Source organism: Novosphingobium terrae, from assembly GCF_017163935.1.
GTDB classification, from domain to species: domain Bacteria; phylum Pseudomonadota; class Alphaproteobacteria; order Sphingomonadales; family Sphingomonadaceae; genus Novosphingobium; species Novosphingobium terrae.
Genome location: NZ_JABVZR010000002.1, coordinates 1,627,321 through 1,648,044, shown reverse-complemented (window position 1 = coordinate 1,648,044; position 20,724 = coordinate 1,627,321). Strand labels below are relative to the sequence as shown.

General features: G+C 55.6%; 11 protein-coding genes. 6 read left to right on the top strand and 5 right to left on the bottom strand.

Annotated elements, in window-relative coordinates; translation table 11 throughout:
• Positions 1–10 precede the first annotated feature (10 nt).
• Entirely contained in the window at positions 11–637 is a 627-nt protein-coding gene (locus tag HGK27_RS25230; protein ID WP_206243588.1) for an SOS response-associated peptidase family protein, read from the top strand.
• Between the two features lie 205 nt (positions 638–842).
• On the opposite strand, the gene HGK27_RS25225 is transcribed toward HGK27_RS25230, so the two are convergent.
• Genes HGK27_RS25225 through HGK27_RS25215 form a run of 3 tightly spaced genes read right to left on the bottom strand, consistent with a single transcriptional unit; the run spans position 843 to position 8,151 of the window.
• On the bottom strand, positions 843–6,506 hold the full coding sequence (locus HGK27_RS25225; protein ID WP_206243587.1) for a beta strand repeat-containing protein: 5,664 nt from the start codon (positions 6,504–6,506) through the stop codon (positions 843–845).
• Positions 6,507–6,533: 27 nt separating this feature from the next.
• Positions 6,534–7,019 carry a hypothetical protein gene (locus tag HGK27_RS25220; RefSeq protein ID WP_206243586.1) on the bottom strand — a complete coding sequence of 162 codons (486 nt, stop codon included), beginning with the start codon at positions 7,017–7,019 and terminating at the stop codon, positions 6,534–6,536.
• Positions 7,003–8,151, bottom strand: a complete 1,149-nt coding sequence (locus HGK27_RS25215) for a hypothetical protein (RefSeq protein WP_206243585.1) — start codon at positions 8,149–8,151, stop codon at positions 7,003–7,005. Before HGK27_RS25215 ends, HGK27_RS25220 begins: the two co-directional genes overlap by 17 nt.
• A 478-nt stretch (positions 8,152–8,629) precedes the next feature.
• Between HGK27_RS25215 and HGK27_RS25210 the strand changes: the two genes are divergently transcribed.
• The 5 genes from HGK27_RS25210 (at position 8,630) to HGK27_RS25190 (ending at position 15,386) form a co-directional block, all read left to right on the top strand.
• Entirely contained in the window at positions 8,630–9,196 is a 567-nt protein-coding gene (locus HGK27_RS25210) for a hypothetical protein (protein WP_206243584.1), read from the top strand.
• Positions 9,197–9,396: 200 nt separating this feature from the next.
• Positions 9,397–10,980 carry a TolC family protein gene (locus HGK27_RS25205; protein WP_206243583.1) on the top strand — a complete coding sequence of 528 codons (1,584 nt, stop codon included), beginning with the start codon at positions 9,397–9,399 and terminating at the stop codon, positions 10,978–10,980.
• A complete protein-coding gene (locus HGK27_RS25200) occupies positions 10,977–13,169 on the top strand; it encodes a type I secretion system permease/ATPase (RefSeq protein ID WP_206243582.1) in 2,193 nt (730 codons plus the stop codon). Before HGK27_RS25205 ends, HGK27_RS25200 begins: the two co-directional genes overlap by 4 nt.
• On the top strand, positions 13,169–14,560 hold the full coding sequence (locus HGK27_RS25195) for an HlyD family type I secretion periplasmic adaptor subunit (protein WP_206243581.1): 1,392 nt from the start codon (positions 13,169–13,171) through the stop codon (positions 14,558–14,560). The genes HGK27_RS25200 and HGK27_RS25195 overlap by 1 nt, the downstream gene beginning before the upstream one ends.
• Before the next feature lie 34 nt (positions 14,561–14,594).
• Positions 14,595–15,386 (top strand): NYN domain-containing protein, encoded by a 792-nt coding sequence (locus HGK27_RS25190; RefSeq protein WP_206243580.1) that lies wholly within the window; start codon positions 14,595–14,597, stop codon positions 15,384–15,386.
• A gap of 92 nt (positions 15,387–15,478) precedes the next feature.
• Here the strand turns inward: HGK27_RS25190 and HGK27_RS25185 are convergent, their stop codons facing one another.
• Complete coding sequence (locus HGK27_RS25185; protein WP_206243579.1) at positions 15,479–17,263, bottom strand: tetratricopeptide repeat-containing sulfotransferase family protein; 1,785 nt, start codon at positions 17,261–17,263, stop codon at positions 15,479–15,481.
• A gap of 106 nt (positions 17,264–17,369) precedes the next feature.
• The gene (locus HGK27_RS25180; RefSeq protein WP_206243578.1) at positions 17,370–20,717 is read right to left on the bottom strand and encodes a matrixin family metalloprotease; all 3,348 of its coding nucleotides are present in this window, start codon (positions 20,715–20,717) and stop codon (positions 17,370–17,372) included.
• Positions 20,718–20,724 lie beyond the last annotated feature (7 nt).

Below are 20,724 nucleotides of genomic sequence, written 5' to 3'. Positions count from 1 at the left end.
GGATGGCTTCATGTGCAACCGTGCTCGATTCAAGGGTGAGCCCGAGGCGATTTTCGGAGCAGCGAGCAAGCTGTTCTGCGAACAGCCCCGCGACAACCGTTTTCACCCTCAGGAACTGCGCCCCAAGGGCCGTGCCTATGTCATCCGTGAACGCGCGGAGGGTGAGCGGGCCTGGGACATCATGAGTTGGGATGTGCTGGGCGGAAATGCCCCCTATCCGATGACTAATGTCCGTAACCTGGGTCTCCCCCAGTGGCGCAAGCTGGCCGAAAAGCCGGAAAACCGCTGCCTGATCCCCCTCACCGAGTTCTGCGAGTTCACACCCGACAAGCACGATCTGGGCGACGGCAAACCGCCGCTCAAGGGCGAGATGTGGTTCTCGGTGACGGATCAACCGGTTTTCGCCGTTGCCGGGTTCTGGCAGGCAACCGAGGAAGGCAACAGTTTCGCCATGGTCACCTGTGATGCCAACGAGCTGGTGAAGCCCATCCACTCCAAAGCCATGATCACGATTGTACGCCCGGAGGATCATGATCTATGGTTACAAGGAAGCTATGACGACGTGACAGCACTTCAACGCCCATACAACGCCTCGGTCATGACGGTGCGCGGGCCCATTTTTCCGACACGCGTTTAGGAGTACCGCAATCTCGGAAAAATTCACAAATCTCAAACGTGCTAACCAAATAAACTAAGATCGGACCAAGCGGCAGGAGAGTCACACCCCACGCACAAGCGGTTCTAACATACACATCAAGCCGCAAAACCCCGCCGCATTTTAATGCAGCGGGGTCACAAACTATCCAAAATCAGATCGTAAAATAATGACCTTTATTTAACAATCACACAAAATGGGCATTTGCAGAAGAAAAGCTGCTTATCGCCATATTTTTAACCAAAATAGAATCACTGGCATCAAGGGTAATAAGTAGGTCGCTCCCTTGTTGCACCGTTGCTCCCAACAAATGGGCCCAGTCCGAAAACACATTCGTGTCAAACTGTAAGACGTCTGCAGTGGGTCCAGAAGGCATGAAACCAGTTACGGTCTCTTGTCCAAAGCCAGCATGGAACACAAACGTATCAGAGCCTGAGCCCCCAATGAGTGTGTCCCCATTCCCACCTACGAGGGTATCTCCTGCAGAGCCAGCAGCAATCGTCATATTCCCCGCACTCCCATCCAGCGTGGACGAAGTATCGCCCCCGCTCAGAGTACTCGCGCTGCCAGATACTGCCGTCCCCGCCGCCGATGAAGTGGGAACGGCCGCTGCCATCATCACGACATTCGAAATCGGCGCGGATCCCCCACCATCAGCACTTAGACCGTCGGGAACCACTCCGGTCTCAGCCTCATAGGCCAAGGCATTCTGTAGGTCAGCGTTGGTCCAGGTATCGATCCAGCCCCACGCATCGGTTGCAACAATCTGGGAGACACCTGACGCTCCACTGCTATCAGAAAGTTGCCCAAGCAAGGTCACACGGTCCCCATCACCAAAATAAAGAGTGACATCGCCTGCGTCATTGGCAGTCACGCCAATCATGCCCCCAAGCTCAGGCACCGAACTGGAACTGCCGTATGAATCATCCCCTCCACCATAAGAATCATCACCGCCACCATACGCGTCGTCGCCGCCTCCGCTCGTGGTATCATCCATGGCAAAGGCTAACGCGGGGCCGCTCCCCTGCGCCCAGATATCGTCGCTGAAAATCAGACCATACGCGTTGACGTTGAGAACGCTTGTCGCGGGACCATTCGTGCTCAGTTCACTGACAGTGAGAGCTCCATCGCCCTTTTCATAATTGATCTGGTCAGCACCACCGGTTCCGACAATATTCTGCACAGCTCCCTCTGCTGTAAATGTTGCGGGGCCAGCAGGGCTCGTCAACGTCGATTGCAGCAGGCTCGACGTATCTAAACTTATCGACGAGCCATCATCAGACTGTGCGGTCACTCCGAGCGACCAAGCATTGTCAGACCAGTTCCAAGATTTGTTGAACCAAGCAGTGCTTCCGTCAGCGAAAAGCAGATTGGCGACACCATAGCCGCCATTAAGCGGCTGGACGAGCCCAACAGCATTAACAATGTCAACCTGGTCGCCAGAACCGAGCGAAATGATGATCCCACCGCTCCCGTCCAGAGAAAAGCTGAGGTCTTGGAACGAAATTCCTGCTCCGAACTCAAGCGTGTTGTTCCCGTTATTGGAAAGCTCACCGATCGTCAGAGTCCCATAACCGCGATTGTAAAGGATCGTGTCAACATTACTTCCGCTATCGCTGACCGAGTTTGCATAGCCCTTCGGGTCAAATACGCCACCCAAACCATCACCGACAAGTCCAGACTGTCCAGAAACCGCGTTGAATTCCCGCTGCTCCAGTGCAAGCGCCCCCAAATTTCCTCCCAATTGGATTCCGTCCGCCGACACTGTGCCATCAGCATTATATTCATGTAGAATAGTTAACACATCACCAGACCCAAAATCGATAGATAGATCACCATCTTCATCGATTGTATAATTCTGAAATCCAGCCTCGTCCGAAATACTGAGGTATTCCAGTTTTAGCGTATTGTTCGGTGAACTCGCGGTATCTTCTTCGTCGATGGTAACGGCGCCATATCCTCGTCCGTAGATGAAGGTTTCACCATCGCCGCTGCTGTTCACTCTGTCAGCAAAGCCATTAGTATCCACAGTGAGATAGTTATGTGTCACCGTGATCGTAGTGTCGCCACTCTCGGCAGTTTGATATTGAGGTGTAAGGAAATCATCCCATCCCCAACTACCGGTGCGGTCCAATACATAGACGTTGAACACTGACTGAATACCACCCAAAGGCACGATGTTCTCGAGGGTAATTGAACCACCGTACCCGGACGCCGTCAAAACGATGCTATTACCATCCGCACTATAGGATGATTTCATATCCGCAAATCCCCAAAAATCGAAATTGGGGTTTCGTGAATATGATCCAATGAACACACTTGCCGAATCAGACGTACTATTGGTGAAATCAATAGTGTAGTTCGAATTTCCGTCGTAAATGTAATATGCCTCATCGACTTGAGCATCAACGCGAGAGTCATCTGCCCCGAATTGATAAATTGCAGCCGTCGAGAACTGAAATGGAGAAAGCCAGACGAATTGCGTAGGCCAGAGATTCCAGGGCAGATCATTGTACACCCCCGGCAGATCCACGAACCCATAAGTATCAGTAAGTGTCGTTGAACCAAATATAGCCTTCTGGGACTCGGCTACCGCTGTATTCACTGAAGCAGCATACATGTCAGCATTTGACCAACTGGTGCCATCAGCGAAACGAACTTCGGAAATAATCGAGCCAGCCTGCCCATCTAACTGATGAGCAAGTGTGACGGTCAAACCATCAACCAAATCGGTGAGTACAATGTCTTCACCATTTTCCGCTTGACTGACAACTATATCGCCCTTGGAAACACCGGCGCCGAATTCAAGTAAGTTAACATCGCTGCCGCCCCCGGAGAGACCCCCGAGGCTGTCGTTCACGATAACCGAATTATCACCAGAACTGACCACATAGGTATCGTTGCCGTAACCACCTGCCAATACGACAGAACCCGGCCTAGCCTGCAGCACATCATCACCGTATGATCCTTGAGATAGGAGCACATTTGGGTACAGAGACGTCGCTGCCGCCGAAACCACTGATGTATCAACCCGTGAGAGTATATCGTCAAGACTCCAGACGGTACCATCGGAAAACCGAATCTGGCCCACACCTACCCCATTTGATGCGGTTAACGCATATAGGCTTTGGTCTTCGTTGCTCAGCCGAATTGTTTGGTCAGTCCCTGCAATAGAAATGAGTAGATCGGGAAGGTTAAAGGACAGCTTATCGTTGGCCTCGTCTGCCACTGAACCGAACGGAAGTGCGGAGTTACCACCGGTATGTGCCATACCGTTGAAAGTTCCACCAAGCGACGCCACCCGGGTGATGGAGAGCATCGATGAATCGATACCATTGCCAAGAACCAGGACCCCGGAAGACGACTCGTAACTTTCGCCGATTACGTTAACATTTCCGTCTCCCAAATTGACGTCATAAGTATTGCTTCCGGCACCCGCGACCATTGTTACATCGTCTGGACCTGCAACAAAGGTCGCACCCGAGCCGTATCCTTCAGTATACCAACTGGGAAGCCCCGATGCGAGCCACTCCTTGCCCGCAAGCGTCTGAGTCTCGGACCCGTACAAAACTTGGTTTTCGCTATTAGCAGTTACACGCCCGCCCCATGGTTGCGTAAAGCCGAGGGTTCCCATCTCGGACGCGAACAGACTGTCATCAATATCAAGGATATTAATTTCGTTTCCATTAAAAACAAGATACCCCGCTGTTGTCCCGTCTGTCGGGTCAAAAAAGCTTTGTAAGGCGAGGGAAGTTCCATCACTGAAATTGATAACCAAAGTATCAGTGAATGGCGCAACTCCATCGCTGTCGACACTACTGTTTAAGTGAGAATATCCTTGGATCGAGACAGAACTGTCCCTCTCAATGACGACACCATCATACCCTGCGGTAGCACCAACAGGAGCGTCGAGCATTCCGTAAAAATAGGAAGCCGGTTGTACAAAGTTCACCGATGCGACATTTGCGCCAGCAATCAAAATATTTCCGCCGTTCTCTGCGACTATATTGTCGCCCGCGGCCAGAGAAATGATACTGTCATAGGTTTCCTGAACAGCCAAGGCTCCAGCACTTTCGCCATTGACGATAAAACCGCTTGATTCAGAAAATAGGCTGGCTACGGTCTGCAGTTGGGTAAGATTGAACGCATTTTGCGTCAATAGATCCCCAATAATCGTCTGGACCACCGATTTGCCACTGCCATCTTTCTGGTATCCGTCGGGAGCCGTGCCCGATCCCCAGATAAATGGTGCATTCACTATTGTAAGGATCTGTTGCCACGTTGCTGTAGAAGCAATTGAATCCAGACCGATGTTGGCAATCATCCCCGCAATAGTTGAAGCCAGAGCGTCAGTCGAGCTGGTCAATTCATTCGAGTTAGAATCATAACCAACGAGGGAAAACAGTGCATATGGGTTGCTAATTGCCGTAGATGCATCGACACCGTTATCGACTAAAGATTGATAAATCTGCGTGGTAAATGCCAACTCGTAAAATTGCAGAATTTTTTGATACGTGGGTTCCCAAACAGACGGCCCATTATGCCAGTTCGGTTCCCAACCCATATACTGGGGATCTGTATTCGGGTCGATTCCGAAATATGCATATATGACAGCCATATGCTGACCATCGATGAAAGACCCGTAAGCGGTGGAGCTTACGCTCTCTGCGCCTGCCCATTCGTACAAAATATCCTGGAACGCCGCACTGAATTGCGAACTCGTCACATTTGCCGAGTTCATCACCAGATTGTAAACCATCTGCTCCAATGTCGCGTCTTCCGACATTGCGTTTCGCAGATCCGGCATAAACCCAAAACCAACCAGATCTGGCAGCTTTTGCGCATCTTCGCTTACCGTGACGCCCGCACCGGCGCCAGACGGTATCTGAGTAGTAGTTTGAAAATTCACCTCAGCAATTGTATTGGTTGAGGAAATTCCATTCAATTCTCGTGTGAAAGTAGCAGTTGCCACGACGGTATTTCCATCCACCAACTGCCCTGATGTAAATGAGTTCACGCCGATTGATGTTATACCCAACTGAGCTAAAGTAAATAGTTCCCCGGCCGACGATTGTCCGGTTCCGGAGGTATTAACCCAAACTCTCAGCTGGGAATATGAAGTATCATCCGAGTTGATAAACCCATCGCTATTAGAATCAAGAGCGGCAAGGTCAGAGAAGCCATTGCCCGAAAGCGCGCCAAGTAAGCTTTGTGAGGTTACAGTCTGCCCGTCGACGGGATTCATCACGAGCAGCCCCTCTCCGGGCGCAACCCAGCCAGTCTCGGTCCGGACGCCAGTTCCGGTGTAATCAAAATAGGCAGGGGAACCAGATAGATCTGTCAGCTTTATCCCGGCTCCAATAAGGTCAAGAACCAGAGGATCGCTTTGTGTCGGTTTTGTAGGTGCCTGCGGTTTCTTTTGCGAGTTCAACAGGATTGTGCCGATCTCATGCATGATTGAGCCACCAAGTGCAGTTGGGACCCCAAATTCTGGCTGAGCTACAATGCTAAGAACGTTACCGATTAATTGAACCCAATCTCCCACAATCTGAAGAAGATGACCGAGGTTTTCTGTACTATTACCACCAGTAGATGAGGAATAAGCATTCATGTCGCTCTGAAGTGAGGCGGTTGCACCAAGCAGTCCTAGGCCAGGGAACTCGGCATTGATATCTTTGGCGATAGGCAGGAAATCCGCTACAGCCGCACCTATTGCAGTGCTCAATGCCACTTCGGTGTAGTAAGAAAGAGCACCCGTTTCAGCGTATTCGACGCCTGCATCCCGCATGGTTGTCAACAAGCCCGCAAAGTCGGTCAGTGCCCCAGAGATATTAATGTTCAAACCCGGCATGACTTCACCCTATTTTGGCTGGAATGGTTAGGTTCGGTTTTTCAAGATGAGATACATTGCGATTAAGCGATCAAACAATGTAGCGACGGAGACAGTCGATAATGCCCCAACCGCAAATATTAAGATTTTCAGTATTGGGTTGTTATAATTTCCGGTCAGCCCCGCTTGATGGAGATAGAAGAATATCATCGGAGCAAGCATGGTGACCGAAACTATGGCCAATATCGATCGCGACAACCAATCATTATCGAGTTTTACGCTTTTCGTTTCATTGAAACCATAATAGACAAGGCTTGAGTTGATCAATGCCGGTCGCATACAAACGGAAACTACATCACCATTCTCAATGAATGGTTTCCCGTCTTTCAGTGCCGCTTCCGGAAGATATATATACTGACATTCCACTCCCCCGATTTGAAATCGGGCGACGACATACAGCATTTTTCCCCATGCTTCTTTATTTATTGATAATTCCGCCACCTTGCCACGAATGATTTTATACAACATTTTCACAGCACTCGTTCTTTTCAGATTTTCCGCTGACTTGGGCCCCGGAATTTTTGATGTCTTGATCGACCAGAAGTTTCGTGATCTTTTTTTCCAAATCAGCTGGAATTATCCATTGATTAATCGCATTGACCATTGACCACATGGCTGTGCTCAGCCCTCCGTGATGAATCACTACTTTGCACTTCGGAATTTCTTCGACGAAATTTAACATAGATGATTCAATCTTCAGGTTCCCATGCTGCCCAGCCCCCAATCCACCAAAGTATCCGCGGAATGGAAGATTACTCTGGGAGCAAGCCCGAACTACTGCATCCCGATGAGGATGATTAGGCGGCAAGTAGACTATACCACGATCTCTTTCCGTAATCGGGCGTGGCGCAGGCGTCGGCATTTCGGGTGACCAAACATAGGGCTCCTCTCGATCCTTCCTATAGGGATCGAGTTCGGGGATAACGCAGATAGCGTTGATGTCGCCTCTCAGCAGGTCGCAGAATCTTCTCGGAGCTCTCCCGCTTCCGACTGCCCCCACGCATGCATCCACGATCTGCTCTTCATGATACCGAAATTCGGCGATGGAATGGAGCGGATTTATAGCAGGCACGACGTCGCGGCTTGGCGGCAAGGTCCATCCGTTACCGATGACCAGGAGAGGAAGTCGTCCTCTCGCAGCCAAGTTAAGCGCGGGAGCATAGTCTGACAGAACTCGATCCGGCCGGATCTGTCTTAGAATTTTTTCCCATTGCCTCACGAGGGGCTCGACCATGTTTCGATCCGAGTAGCCCATATATGAAAAGATTTGTGCCAATGAAACAAGCGGCGCACTCGGGAATGGCTTCTTCCGAAAACTGGGACATGCAATTATGGCAAGGCGGTCTACGCGATAGCAAGCTCGCAAATGGGCAAACCGGTGGTTGCAACGCTCCACATCTCGCGACGCAATAACAACGCGCCATCCTAGCTCGAGGTACGCCGATACCACCGGAATCATCCGCTCGATGTGCCCGTTCCCTCCGCCAAGCTCCCAGCCGATGAGCAAGGTTTTTGGCGACGTGACCTGTGCGGCGTCCGACAAAAGAATGTCGAGCGCGGATGGAAAAATCCTCCCTCGCCAGACAAACCTATGCGCCTTCGACATCACTGCCCCCCAATGCCTAAGGGCAACATAAAGAAGTCATATATACCCACAATAGCCCTCTGAAAAATATATTCCTTTCGCCTGTCGGGTTTTTACAATTAGATAAGGTCAGCATCGACTTAGCGCTGCGGGAGCGCGATAAAGGGGGCAATCGTGGCGTACAGAGCAATCTCGCTTTTCCATGCGATCTTGGGGCTTTTCCATAGGGTCACGGCTAGGGCTACTTTGGCCGGGTCGTAGCAGGCCGCTGCTTATGAGAGTTTTCAAACGGTGGATGGCTCTTGGTATTCGGCAGTTATGCTGGCGGTTGAAGCGTCAACCGCGATGCCATGCACGCCCTGATAAGATTTCGGCATGTCACCCTGCGATTTCGAAACACGCTTTCCCGAACTCTGAGGTCGGCATCAATCCTGCCATTTGTGGTCAGGGGAAATATCACTCTTTCGGCCGGCCATTTTTTGAGGTCTGAAATAAGATCATGATTGCTCTTCGTGGAATTCCACACAGCCTGTTGTATGTTGGGCTCTTCGCAACCACAGGGGCATCGAGTTTCGTGCTAGGCGTTATGCCTGCCGAGGCTAGCCTGCTTCATTCCCGCCACCACCTGGTCTCCCATCAGAAAATCCGACAAGATCGGTGGCGTCTGGAAACCTCAGCTAATGAGTTTTCCGGTGGCATTGCCTGTCGCCTAGTCGAGAAAGGTGGCAATGCTTTTTATCAGATGGGAGCGATTGGCTTTCGTTTCCCCAAGGGCTGGAACGTCTCTAACGCTGCCTATCGGGTTGATGGCGCATCTCCGCGTAGAAGCCGGGATGATCTGCCCGAGCTGATCGCTCACAGCACCTCCGTTGACCGAGGACCGGTGGACCATGCCGCCATGGGTATCGTCTGGATTCCTTACGAAGCCCTGGAGACGGCCAAGGTCGTTACCATCCAGCCCCGCCCGGACAAGGCCCCGCGCACGCGCCGATTGGACGGGTTGGCAAAGCTGCATGACCTTGCCCTGGAGCATGGCTGCACCCCAGAACACAGCTTCGTCGAGTGATCTCCTTGCGCTACGCTCCCCTCACCGCAGCGCTTGCGGTTGCCCTGGCCTGCCCGGCACTTGCTGGCAGCGTCACCGCTGCCGATGCCGGGGCGCCAGCCTCGCATCCATCAGCTGCTGCTCCCGGAGAACGCCAAAATCCGGTCGTAACGAAATGTGCCGGTCACGTTTCTCAAGGCTGCCGGGCAGCAAGCCGCGCCGTGGAGAACCTTCCCCTGCCCGGCTTCGACGTCGAACCTGAACCTGAAGCCGATGAAACCCTCGCTGAGGCGCTCGATGCGGCCTATCACACGGCACCCAGCCTGCAGGCCCAGCGTTACGCTCTGAGGGCCAGCGATGAGGACTACGCCCAGGCTCTCTCCGAGCTCCGCCCTACCTCCAGCCTTCAAGTTTCAGGCGACTACACCCGAACCATCGACGGGCGCCTGACACTGGCTCAGCGCTTCTCCAATGATCCGCTGGTGGTCAACAAGACGATGACCGTCACGGGAACGGCCAATCAGCCGCTGTACACCGGCGGCAAGGCAACCGCCGACCGTGAGGCGGCCTTGGCCGAGGTCAGTGCTGGACGCCAGCAACTGCGTGGAGCTGAGGGCGACCTCCTGTTGCAGGTCATCACCTCCTATGCCGATATCCGGCGCGACGCCCAGTCACTGCGCTTGCGCGCCGCCAATCTCAAACAGCTCCAGGGCACACTTGATGAGGTGAAGGCCCGCCGCGAGGCCGGCGAACTCACCCGCACCGATATCGGCCTTGCAGAGACCCAGCTTCAGCTCGCCGTCACCCAATACAACTCGACGGTTCAACAATGGCAGCAGGATCGCGCCACCTATGCCATGCTGGTGGGCCATGATCCAGGTAACCTCGCCCCATCCCCGGCGCTCCCCCATGTTCCTGAGAACGTGGATGCAGCGCTCGATACAGCGCAGGATCTGAGCCCTGATCTGGCTCAGGCCATTTCCACGGAGAAGGAATCCCGCGCCAAGATCGCCGCGGCACGCGCCGAAGGTCATCCCACGGTTACCCTGACAGGCAATGCCACGCTGACCGGGCAGGCTATCCCCTATTACCTTCACAATCAGGACCAGAGCTATGAGGGCCGTCTGGTGCTGAACATTCCTCTGACCAACGGCGGACGGGTCGGCTCCCTTGTAGCTCAGGCAGAGGATCGCAATGCCGCAGATCGCATAGGCATTGAGACGGCACGCCGCCAGATGGTCGGCACGATCCTCAACGCTTGGAATGGCCTTGCCACTGCTCAGCGCAACATCGCTGTGGGCAGCAAGGAGGTCGATGCCGCCAAGATCTATGATGAGGGCACCTTCGAGGAGTATCGCGCCGGGCTGCGCTCGACCTTCGACGTGCTCTACGCCCACGGCACGCTGCGCGATGCCGAGATCGGCCTCGTCACCGCCCAGCACGACCTCTATGTCGCCGAAGCGACCCTGCTGCGCCGGATCGGCCTGCTTGAAGCTCGTACCCTTTTGACGGGAAGCGGTCTTTACAATCCGGACTCCAACTTCCGTCACGCCCAGCGCCGGGCGGCCCTGCCCTGGGATGAATTGGTGCGCGGCGTCGACACGATCGACCGCGCCCACGCGACGCAACCCGGTCTGGTTCAGCCCCCACTTGGCGCGGGTACGCCCGCTATTGCCCCCGGCAAGACCGGAACCACGGCTTCGAGCCCGGACAACCCGGCGCCATGGGCCACGACGCCACCCGCCATTCCCTTGCCAGGCACCACCGGCAGCCCGCTTCCTGATCGGAGCCTGAAGCATCCATGAGCGACACCCAGACCACCGAGGCGCCTGAACAGACGATCGGGCATGCCAGCGATGAGAGCGGGCTGATCGCCTTTGCCGCGCTTCTTGCCATGCACCGCATGCCTGTCGATCCAAGCCAGTTGCGCCATGGGCTCGGCCATCATCTCGCCGTCACCAGCCAGGACCTGCTGCGCCTTGCCAAGGGCCAGAAGGATGTGAAGGCCAAGGCCTTGCGCAGCACCTATGAGAAGCTGGCACGGACACCGCTTCCAGCACTCGCCAACGGGCCTCAAGGCTGGTTCCTGATCGGTCGCGTTCAGGACGATGAAGCGCTGATCCAGCTCACCACACCCGAGGAAGGGACGCAGGGCCTTCCGGTCCGCAAGGTCAGCCGGAGCGAGCTTGAGGCCATCTGGGATGGCGAACTTGTCCTCATCACCACGCGCGAGAGCATGCTGGGCCAAGCGGGCAAGTTCGATTTCACCTGGTTCATTCCGCAGGTGGTCAAGTACCGCAAGCTGATCGGCGAGGTGCTGCTCATCACCCTGGCCATCAACCTCCTTGGCCTGGCCTCTCCCCTGTTCTTCCAGAATGTGGTCGATAAGGTGCTGGTGCATGAGACGCTCGACACGCTGACCGTGCTGGGGATCGGCTTTGTCGCTGTCTCTATCTGGGAGACGATTTTCGGATGGCTGCGCACGCGTCTCTATTCCGAAACCAGCCAGAAGATCGACGTAGAGCTGGGCGCCAAACTGTTCCGCCATCTGATGGGCCTGCCCATTGGCTATTTCGAGAACCGCCGCGTCGGCGATATCGCCATGCGGGTGCGACAGCTTGAAACCATCCGCGAGTTCCTCACCAATGCCTCGCTGACCGTGCTGGTCGATCCGGTCTTCACCGTGGTTTTCCTTGCCGTGATGTGGATTTACTCCGTCAAGCTCTTCATCATCTCGGTGCTGACGATCCCGGCCTATATCGCCGTCGCCGTCTTCGTGACCAAGCCCCTGCAGGCGCGCATTGAGGAGAAATTCGAGCGCGGCGCAGCCAACAACGCCCTGCTGGTCGAGAGCATCTCGGGGATCAACACCGTCAAGGCCAGCGCTGTCGAGCCGCAATGGCAGGAGCGCTGGGAGCGGCAGTTGGCCGGCTATTCCCAGGCCAGCCAGCAGGTCATCAATCTGGGCAACACCGGAAGCCAGCTCATCCAGCTGATCTCCAAGCTCAACCTTGCCGCCATCCTCTATTTCGGGGCTCAGGCGGTGATCGAGCACAAGCTGACTGTCGGCGGACTGGTCGCCTTCAACATGTTTGCCCAGCGCGTCTCGGGACCGGTGATCCGCATGGCTCAGCTCTGGCAGGATTTCCAGCAGGTCCGCATCGCCATCGCCCGCCTGGGTGACGTGCTCAACCAGCCCACCGAGCCCGGCGCAGGCAGCCGCACGGCCCTCCCCGCCATCCGCGGCACGGTCGGCTTTGAAGACGTCCGCTTCCGTTACGGCCTCGATGGCCCCTGGACCCTGGATGGCATCAACCTGACGATCCAGGCCGGCACGTCACTCGGCATCGTCGGCTCGTCGGGTTCAGGCAAATCGACCCTGACAAAGCTACTGCAACGCCTCTATGTGCCGCATGGCGGCCGGGTCACCATCGATGGCACCGATATCGCCCAGATCGATCCTGCCTGGCTGCGCCGCCAGATTGGCGTGGTGCTGCAGGAGAACCTGCTTTTTAATCGATCGATCCGCGAGAACATTGCTCTGGCCAATCCGGCCCTCCCGCTTGATGCCGTGATGCATGCCGCCAAGCTTGCAGGGGCTCACGATTTCATTGTCCGCCTCCCGGCGGGGTATGACACGCCGGTCGAGGAACGCGGCACCAATCTCTCCGGCGGTCAGCGCCAGCGTCTCGCCATTGCCCGCGCTCTGGTAACCGGCCCGCGCATCCTCATTCTCGATGAGGCGACCAGTGCGCTCGATGCCGAGAGCGAGGAGATCATCCAGAACAACCTCAAAGCCATCACTCAGGGACGCACCGTGGTTATCATTGCTCATCGCCTCTCAGCTGTCCGGCAATGCGACCACATTATCGCGCTTGAGAAAGGGCGCATTGTCGAGCACGGCTCGCATGAGGAGCTGCTGCGCGCCGGAGGCCGCTATGCCGACCTCCATCGCCGCCAGACTGGCCTCAACGCCATGCAGGAGGCCCTCTGATGTCTCTGGCTCACCACTGGCGCGTCATTCGCGAGGCCCTGAAGGCCGACAAGGAACGTCGCCGCAACCATCTGGGCTCGCATGAGGCGACCTTCCTGCCGGCCGCGCTCGAAGTCATCGAGCGCCCGGTGTCGCCCACCGGGCGCTACACCGCCTGGGCGCTGGCGATCTTCCTCCTGATCACCGTCGCCTGGCTCGTGCTGGGACGGGTCGATGTTGTGGCTTCGGCCAGCGGCAAGATCCTCCCCTCGGGGGCAACCAAGATCGTCCAATCGGCCGGTTCCGGAGTGATCAACGCCATCCACGTGCGTGATGGTGATCACGTGACCAAGGGGCAGGTGCTGGTCGAACTCGACACGACCCTGGCGACCGCCGAGCTTGACCAGGCCACGAAGGCCTTGCTCGCCGACGAACTCGAGGTCGCGCGCAATCGGGCCTATGTCGATGCGCTCGACGGCAAAGGCGTCAATTTCGTCGCCCCGCAAGGGACGCCCGAACCGGTGGCGGCGGCGCAGCGTCAGCTGATCACTGCTCAGCTTGCCGAAGTGAACTCGACCGTCACCGGCTATGGTGCAGCCCGTTCCTCCTCGATGGCAGATGCTCAAGCGGCGGCTGCCACCAAGGCGAAGCTGGACGCCACGCTGCCGATCCTCGATCATGAGGTCGAGGCGATGAACAGGCTGGATGCCAAGGGCTATGCGCCGGGCATGCGTCTGCTCGAACTGCAGCGTCAGCGTCGTTCCGATCAGGGCGACCGTGACGTAGCCGCGGCTCAGGAAGCACGCGGGGTCTCCGAGGCCCACAAATATGCCGAGCAAATGGCTCAGACCCGCGATGCAGCGCGTCGCCAGGCCATGGCAGACCTCACCAAAGCCGCCACCGATGCCATCGTCAAACGCGAGGATGTGGTCAAGGCGACACGCCGTGCCGGGCTTGTCAGGCTGACGGCGCCGGCAGACGGTACTGTGCAGCAGCTTCAGATCCATACCATCGGCGGCGTGGTCGAGCCGGCCAAGACGCTGATGGTCATTGTCCCGGCCCATGACGATATCGAGGTTGAGGCCCATGTGCTCAACAAGGATGTGGGCTTTGTCCATGAGGGCCAGCAGGCTGCGGTCAAGATCGAGGCCTTCCCTTTCACCCGCTACGGTTCCGTGAAGGGAACGGTTCTCTCGCTGAGCCGCGATGCCGTACCCGACCAGAAGCTGGGGCCGACCTATGTCGCGAGAATTCGTCTGGCACGTTCCGACATCATCGCTGACGGCAAGGCCGTGCCTTTGTCCTCGGGCATGGGTGTCACCGCCGATATCCGCACCGGATCGCGCAGGATCATCTCCTGGTTGATCTCACCGATCATGACAACCGTCGAACAAGCTGCCAGAGAGAAGTAAGGTCTGATCGGATAGCAAGCGGAGCGCCTCAGGAATGGGTACGGACAGCAGCCAGCCACTGGCGCTCCTGATTGACGGGGACAATGCGTCCCCCAGGATCATCGAAGGGCTGCTGGCCGAGATTGCCAATTACGGCACCGCCAGCGTCAAGCGGATCTACGGCGACTGGACCAAGCCCAACCTGGGAGGCTGGAAGCAGTGTCTGCTTGAGCACTCCATCCAGCCCATCCAGCAGTTCGCCTACACCTCCGGCAAGAACGCGACCGATGGGGCCATGATCATCGATGCCATGGATCTGCTCTACACGGGCCGCTTTGCCAGCTTCTGCATTGTTTCAAGCGACAGCGATTTTGCGCGGCTCGCAGCGCGGATCCGCGAACAGGGCGTGACGGTCTATGGGTTCGGGGAGCGCAAGACCCCGCGGCCATTCATCACGGCTTGCGACAAGTTCGTCTATTTTGACGTGCTGGGCGGTTCCAATGGGCAAGCCGAGGCCGAGCAGGGTGTCCCACCCAGAACTACGGCGACACGCCATAGCCAGCAGGAGGCTCCGCTCGCTCATCCAGCCCTCTTCATGCTCGCCAAGGCGATCACGGCGTCAGCCGACGAGGATGGTTGGGCCAATCTGGCTCGCGTGGGCGCGCATCTGGCCAAGCAGTCGGCGGACTTTGACGCTCGCAACTATGGTTTCGTGCGCCTTTCCGACTTGGTCGAGGCTTCCGATATCGCCGAAGTTGCGCGCGTTGGCGATCATCCCAAGGTGGTGATGGTTCGCCTCAAAAAGAATGCAGCAGCCTACTTCGCCAACATATCGGCTCAAGCCTGACTTTCAGAAATTTCCTTTGTCATGTTGTTCAAACCGCAACCAGCGGTGTATCCGGAACACCATACCACCGTCATACTGCAAGCCATCCGGCCTTAAGGACTGGCGCTCTGCAGCCCCAATCCCTTCAACAGCGGTTCCAACTTTTCTTTCGACGGTTGCCATTTCCTGGCCGAGCTCTGATAGATGGGTTGCCTCACCTGTGCCACACTTGCTGTGCGAACAGGACGGTCTGTTTCGTGGAAGCGCAGGCAAGCATCGTCCCACTCCAGGCCGCAGAAGTCCAGTATCCTTCGGGCGCTCCCTTCCGTGTCTGCAACCACATCCTCGTAACGGACGTCTAAAATGGCATCGACTGGCAGCACTTTGTGCCAATGTTGCATCATCAGAGCATATTCGCGATAATATCTCCCGATTTCGCCAAGATCATAAGTGAAAGCCTGATCAGCAAAATTGATGCCAAATGTGGAAAGGCAGGAGTCGATCGGATTTCGACAGGTATGGATGATCTTGGCATTTGGAAAGACGTTCAGGATCAGGCCAAGGTATCGGAAATTTGAAAGAAGCTTGTCACAAATCGCTCGAGGCGATGTCTTCCCGGTCAGTTGCACCGCAATCTTGCCTGTGATTCTGGTATAATTGTGGTGGATTGCACCACACTGAGCCTCAGTCATTTCCAACGCGTTGCGGGGAAACTGCCAATCCGGATTGTCATTCCGAAATTCCCTGATTGCCTCGGGTAAAGCTCTGCTCTCGCCTACACTTGCGACCTCGGAATGGCTCGTCAGCATCTGGTCCACGAGCGTGGAGCCGGAGCGTGGCATTCCAACGATGAAAATGGGATCGCCTGGAACAGTGTATACACCCGTTCCCCGCGCAACCGGAGCGCTATAGGCGCGACGGATGGCACGGAGGCCCTCCAAAGCCCTTCGCTCATCATAGATGGTGGCAGATCTGCGCAGGGCGTTGGCACGGCAAATGACGTCGAAGCTCTCCTCATGACGCTTCACAACGTCCAGCGCTTTGCCAAATGCAAAGAAAAGATTGATTTTTTCCTGCAGCTCGAGCGGGTCATCGGAAGAGCATGCTTTTTCCATTTCCTGGAAGACAGGGTCATTTTGCGATAGCTTTGCCACATTGACGAGGCTGGCGTGATACACGAAATGAGCCGGTCGTATCTCGATCGCTCGCCTGAATAGTTCCCGGGCGCGATCTAGATCCCCCAGTTCTTCCTCCATCCGGCCAAGCCTGAAAATCGCGTCAGGCAAGGCCGGGTCGAGCGAATGGGCAATCTCCAACTGTGCCTTTGCCTCTTGCGGACGCTCACACGCACGCAGAGCGGCGGCAAAAGCCATTCTGTGGGCAGGAACATCAGGCTGAGCTTCAACAAGCTCGGCCCATAGAGGAAGAGCCGGCGCTTCGCGCCCGCCCGAGAGCAAAATCTCACCCAGGCAGACCTTTGCCAGGATGAAGTCAGGTTGAAGAACCAAAGCTTGCGTCAGCGCGCCTTCCGCCTCTACCGCCTTTCCGCAGCGCATAAGGATCGCACCGAAGTTGCCTAAAGCGATGGCATTCACCGGATCAAGCGCCAGAGCATGACGGTAAGCCTGCTCAGCCTCTCCAAGCCGCTCAAGTGCCGCAAGGGATGCCCCCATATTGCTCAGCGCGAGAGCATATTCCGGTTTAATCGTGAGCGCTTTGCGGAAAGCGGCAAGAGCCGCTTCGTGCTTTCCACTCGATTGAAGGACGACACCGAGATTGTTGTGGCTGTCGGCGAACATCGGAGCACCAATTACCGATCGAGATAGAAACTCCTCTGCCGAGTCCATGCGCCCTGCAATGGCATCCTCGATACCGGATGCGTAAATGTTACCAGCCATAACGAGACCCGCTAGGCCCTCAAGTAACAAGGGCCATCTGCCGGCGATGCCCCAGCAAATGGCTCCTTGCTATCTGAGAGCTACTGAACCGCCGAAAAACTCAAGCTCAATGGGCCCCGACGAGCTGCACTGCAGGCTGGTTCGTTGTCGCAACGCTCAGCATATTGGGCAGTGCGGTGTCGGTCGCGGTGAACGAAGCAATCGCTTGAGCCAACGCCGAAGCGGCAGACTGAAGCGCGCTCGTACTACCGCCATAAAGTGCGCTCGCCATGGCCTGATCTTGCGCATTGAGCGTTAGATTCTGGGAACCCAGTATCGGGTACATAATGGAGGTTGGATCCGAACTTATGGCGAAACCCAGCGCATGGCCGATTTCATGCAAAGCGAGCTGCTCGAGCGTCGTCGATGTCTGTGCGTAGGTAAAGGATCCATCTTCCGCGGCGACCAGACTCTGCTGCAACGGATCTTCCAGGCTGATACTTACGCCAGCAAGCAAGGCGCCCGACTGCGCTTTGAAGCTCGTGTAGCCCAGTGCCCCCGACTCAGCGGTATCGAAGGTATTCCACCCAATCTGGATATCGGCAGTACTGGGATCGCTCACCTGCTGAAGCGTAAGGCCGGTCGCCCCTGCCCATACCTGGAATGCTTCCTCGATTGCCGTTTGATAGATGGACTGTATCGCCCCGCTAAACTGGCCTGTCCCCGATGCTCCCGTCGAGCCGAAACTCCAGGTGACCGTCGAAGTCGTCCAATGTCCTGCCTCGAGAAGTGATGGAGCGATACCAGAACCCTGAGTGGCAACCGAGATTGCCTTTCCAGCCTGTGTCCAGGAGGCCTCTGCTTTGGCGGTCGCCGCAGCTCGCCCCTGATTCAGGTCGAGTTGACTGACGAACTTTCCATCGCCCAGCCCATTGGACGAGAAGCCCCAATAACCACTTCCGCTTTCTGTCGAACCGCCATAGCCGTACCCCGACGACCCGCCGTCCCCGTAACCATCATAGGTGTCGCCCGATCCATCGCCGCTGACATCGTCACCTGAGCCGCTGGCCGCGTCATCATCACCATTGTATTGAATGTCGCTATAGCTTGCCGACACATAATCATCGCTGCCATCAACGATAATTGTATCACCACTCCCGCCATCGATCGTGATCCCGCTCCCTTCTACATAGACAGTCTGATCATCGCCAAGGCGCATCGTGCTGTTTTCGTAGAGAATGACGGTATCACCGTTGCCATAGAGGCTGAAATTGGTGCCGCTGTTGCCGACGATGGAATTGTTGTCGGAATACAGCACATCCCCTGCGCCATCGACGTTAACATTTGTGTCGCCGTCCAGAGTGAATGTGTCGTTTCCATCTTCGAGATCAAAGTTACTGCCGTTCAGCGTGAGCGTCCCATTTCCGATACCAGGAGCGTCGCCCACGACGACATCACTCCCGTTGATCGTCAATTCTCCTTCACCGGCGGCAATCAGGAACGTGTCATCGGATGCAAAGGCTGTGTCGCCATGATTGGCAACTGCAATCTGGTCTCCAGCAGAGGCGTTGATGACATCCCCGCTGCCATCGGAGGGGGAACCGGCACCACTAATGGTCGCGGAGCTATTTTGCCCAAAGTCGAAGGTCTCGCCGAATGACGCATTGATGCTCTCGCCACCGCCGTTGATTCCGATTGTCGCGCCACCGCCACCCGAAGGATCGCCATTGAAGCCTATCTGGTTGTTGCTGCCATCGACAGTGAGGTTAACGCCGGTTCCATTCAGAACGGTGTCCCCGGATCCATAAACTGTGTCGTTGCCGCTTCCTTGCGTGAAGTTGACAAAACCATCGCTCAGACTGGCGGAATTGTTGTAGCCTTGGAACTCCAGGTAGATACCGGAGGAGCTCGACGCATCGCCCGAGAGGCTGATCGAATTGTTGTCCCCCAAGCCAATCAACGTCGTTCCGCTTCCAAGATTGATCGCGTCGTTCGAGCCGTTCACGTCCTCGGAGAGATTGCTATCTACCGAGAGGTTGACACCGCTGCCGAGCGTAAAATCGTTGCTCTGGCCGCTGACACTGCCACTGCTGCCATCTCCGAAGCTGACGCGATTTCCACCATCCTCAATAAGCTCGCCGGAGCCGTTGAACGCAAAAGTACCGTTGGCCATAGAAACGCCTGGCGCGTCGCCAAGTGCGTCATTGTTGCCATTGATGGTCAACTCACCTTCGCCTGCAGCGACCAGGAAGGTGGCATCAGACCCGTATGCCGTATCGCCATGGTTTGCGACCGCAATCTGATCCCCGCTTGATGCATTTATAACTGTGCCGCTTCCATCGCTGGGCGTCCCGGAACCACCAATTGTGTTGGAAACATTTGCTGCGAACGACAAGTTATCACCGAGAGTCACATTGATATAGTTATTGGTTCCATTTATCGAAATATTCAAATTAGACATCATCTGCAAAGTAGCATCATTTGTGGAGAAAGTGTTGTTCAACCCCTCATCGATAATATTCGAACCGACGTCGGAATTTTGAAGATTCAGGCCGCTCTGATTAACGACAGAAACTGTGAGTCCGCCACCAAGATTTAGCTGACCGCCATACACAGCGTTCGCCACGGCATTTCCATCAACTGTGATTTCACTACCATTATCAGAGGGAGCCGAATTGTTTGCACCCGCGAAAACGGATAGATCAACCATAGCAGGGATTGCGCTGTAATCCGTAGGAAAGACGTTTGCACCGAGAGCCTGTTGATAAGAATCGAGAACATGACTTTCGAGAGCCGCAGTTATGCCCTTTCCGGTTCCGTCCGAAGTAAGCGTGGAATAGATCGACGAGACGTTGCCGTCCTGAGCGACAGACGCCGCCGCCTGAGCTGACGATAGACCAGCTGCGACAAATGGCGCATCTAGCGTCACGACATTACCATAATGATCTCCACTTGCTGGAGTAAAATTAGCAATAACGTCACTGCTAATAGCATAATTGGTCCAATTAGCGTCGTTAAGCCCTAAATTTCCCGGAGAGTCCGAAACCCCTGGCGCGCCAAATGTCATGCCTCCGGCTATCGAGTCTCCAAGCTGCTCTTTCACATACTGAGCCTCTTCACCGCCGAGAGAATGACCAACAAGGTAATATTGCGCATTAGGATTGTCAGAATTAGCAGCCATAATGCTGTTAACAAAGGAAAGTGCTTGATTATTAGCTTGCAGATTCCCGCCTTGCGAAAGGGAAATATCGGTTTCAACTCCCCCAACGTTTCTGGTACCCGCAAATGCAATAATAATCTGATTCGGGTTATCTAACGGTGCATAAGCTGTTGCTTGAAAACCAGTGGAGGTGTCAACTTGGCCGCTCGCCACCACAGTATACCCTGCAGGCGCTAATGTCGGTTGGCCTACGGTATTGTTGCTATAAACCTGATTTGCCAACGTCAAATAGTCGGTTGTCGAAGGATTAGCCATGGTCTCA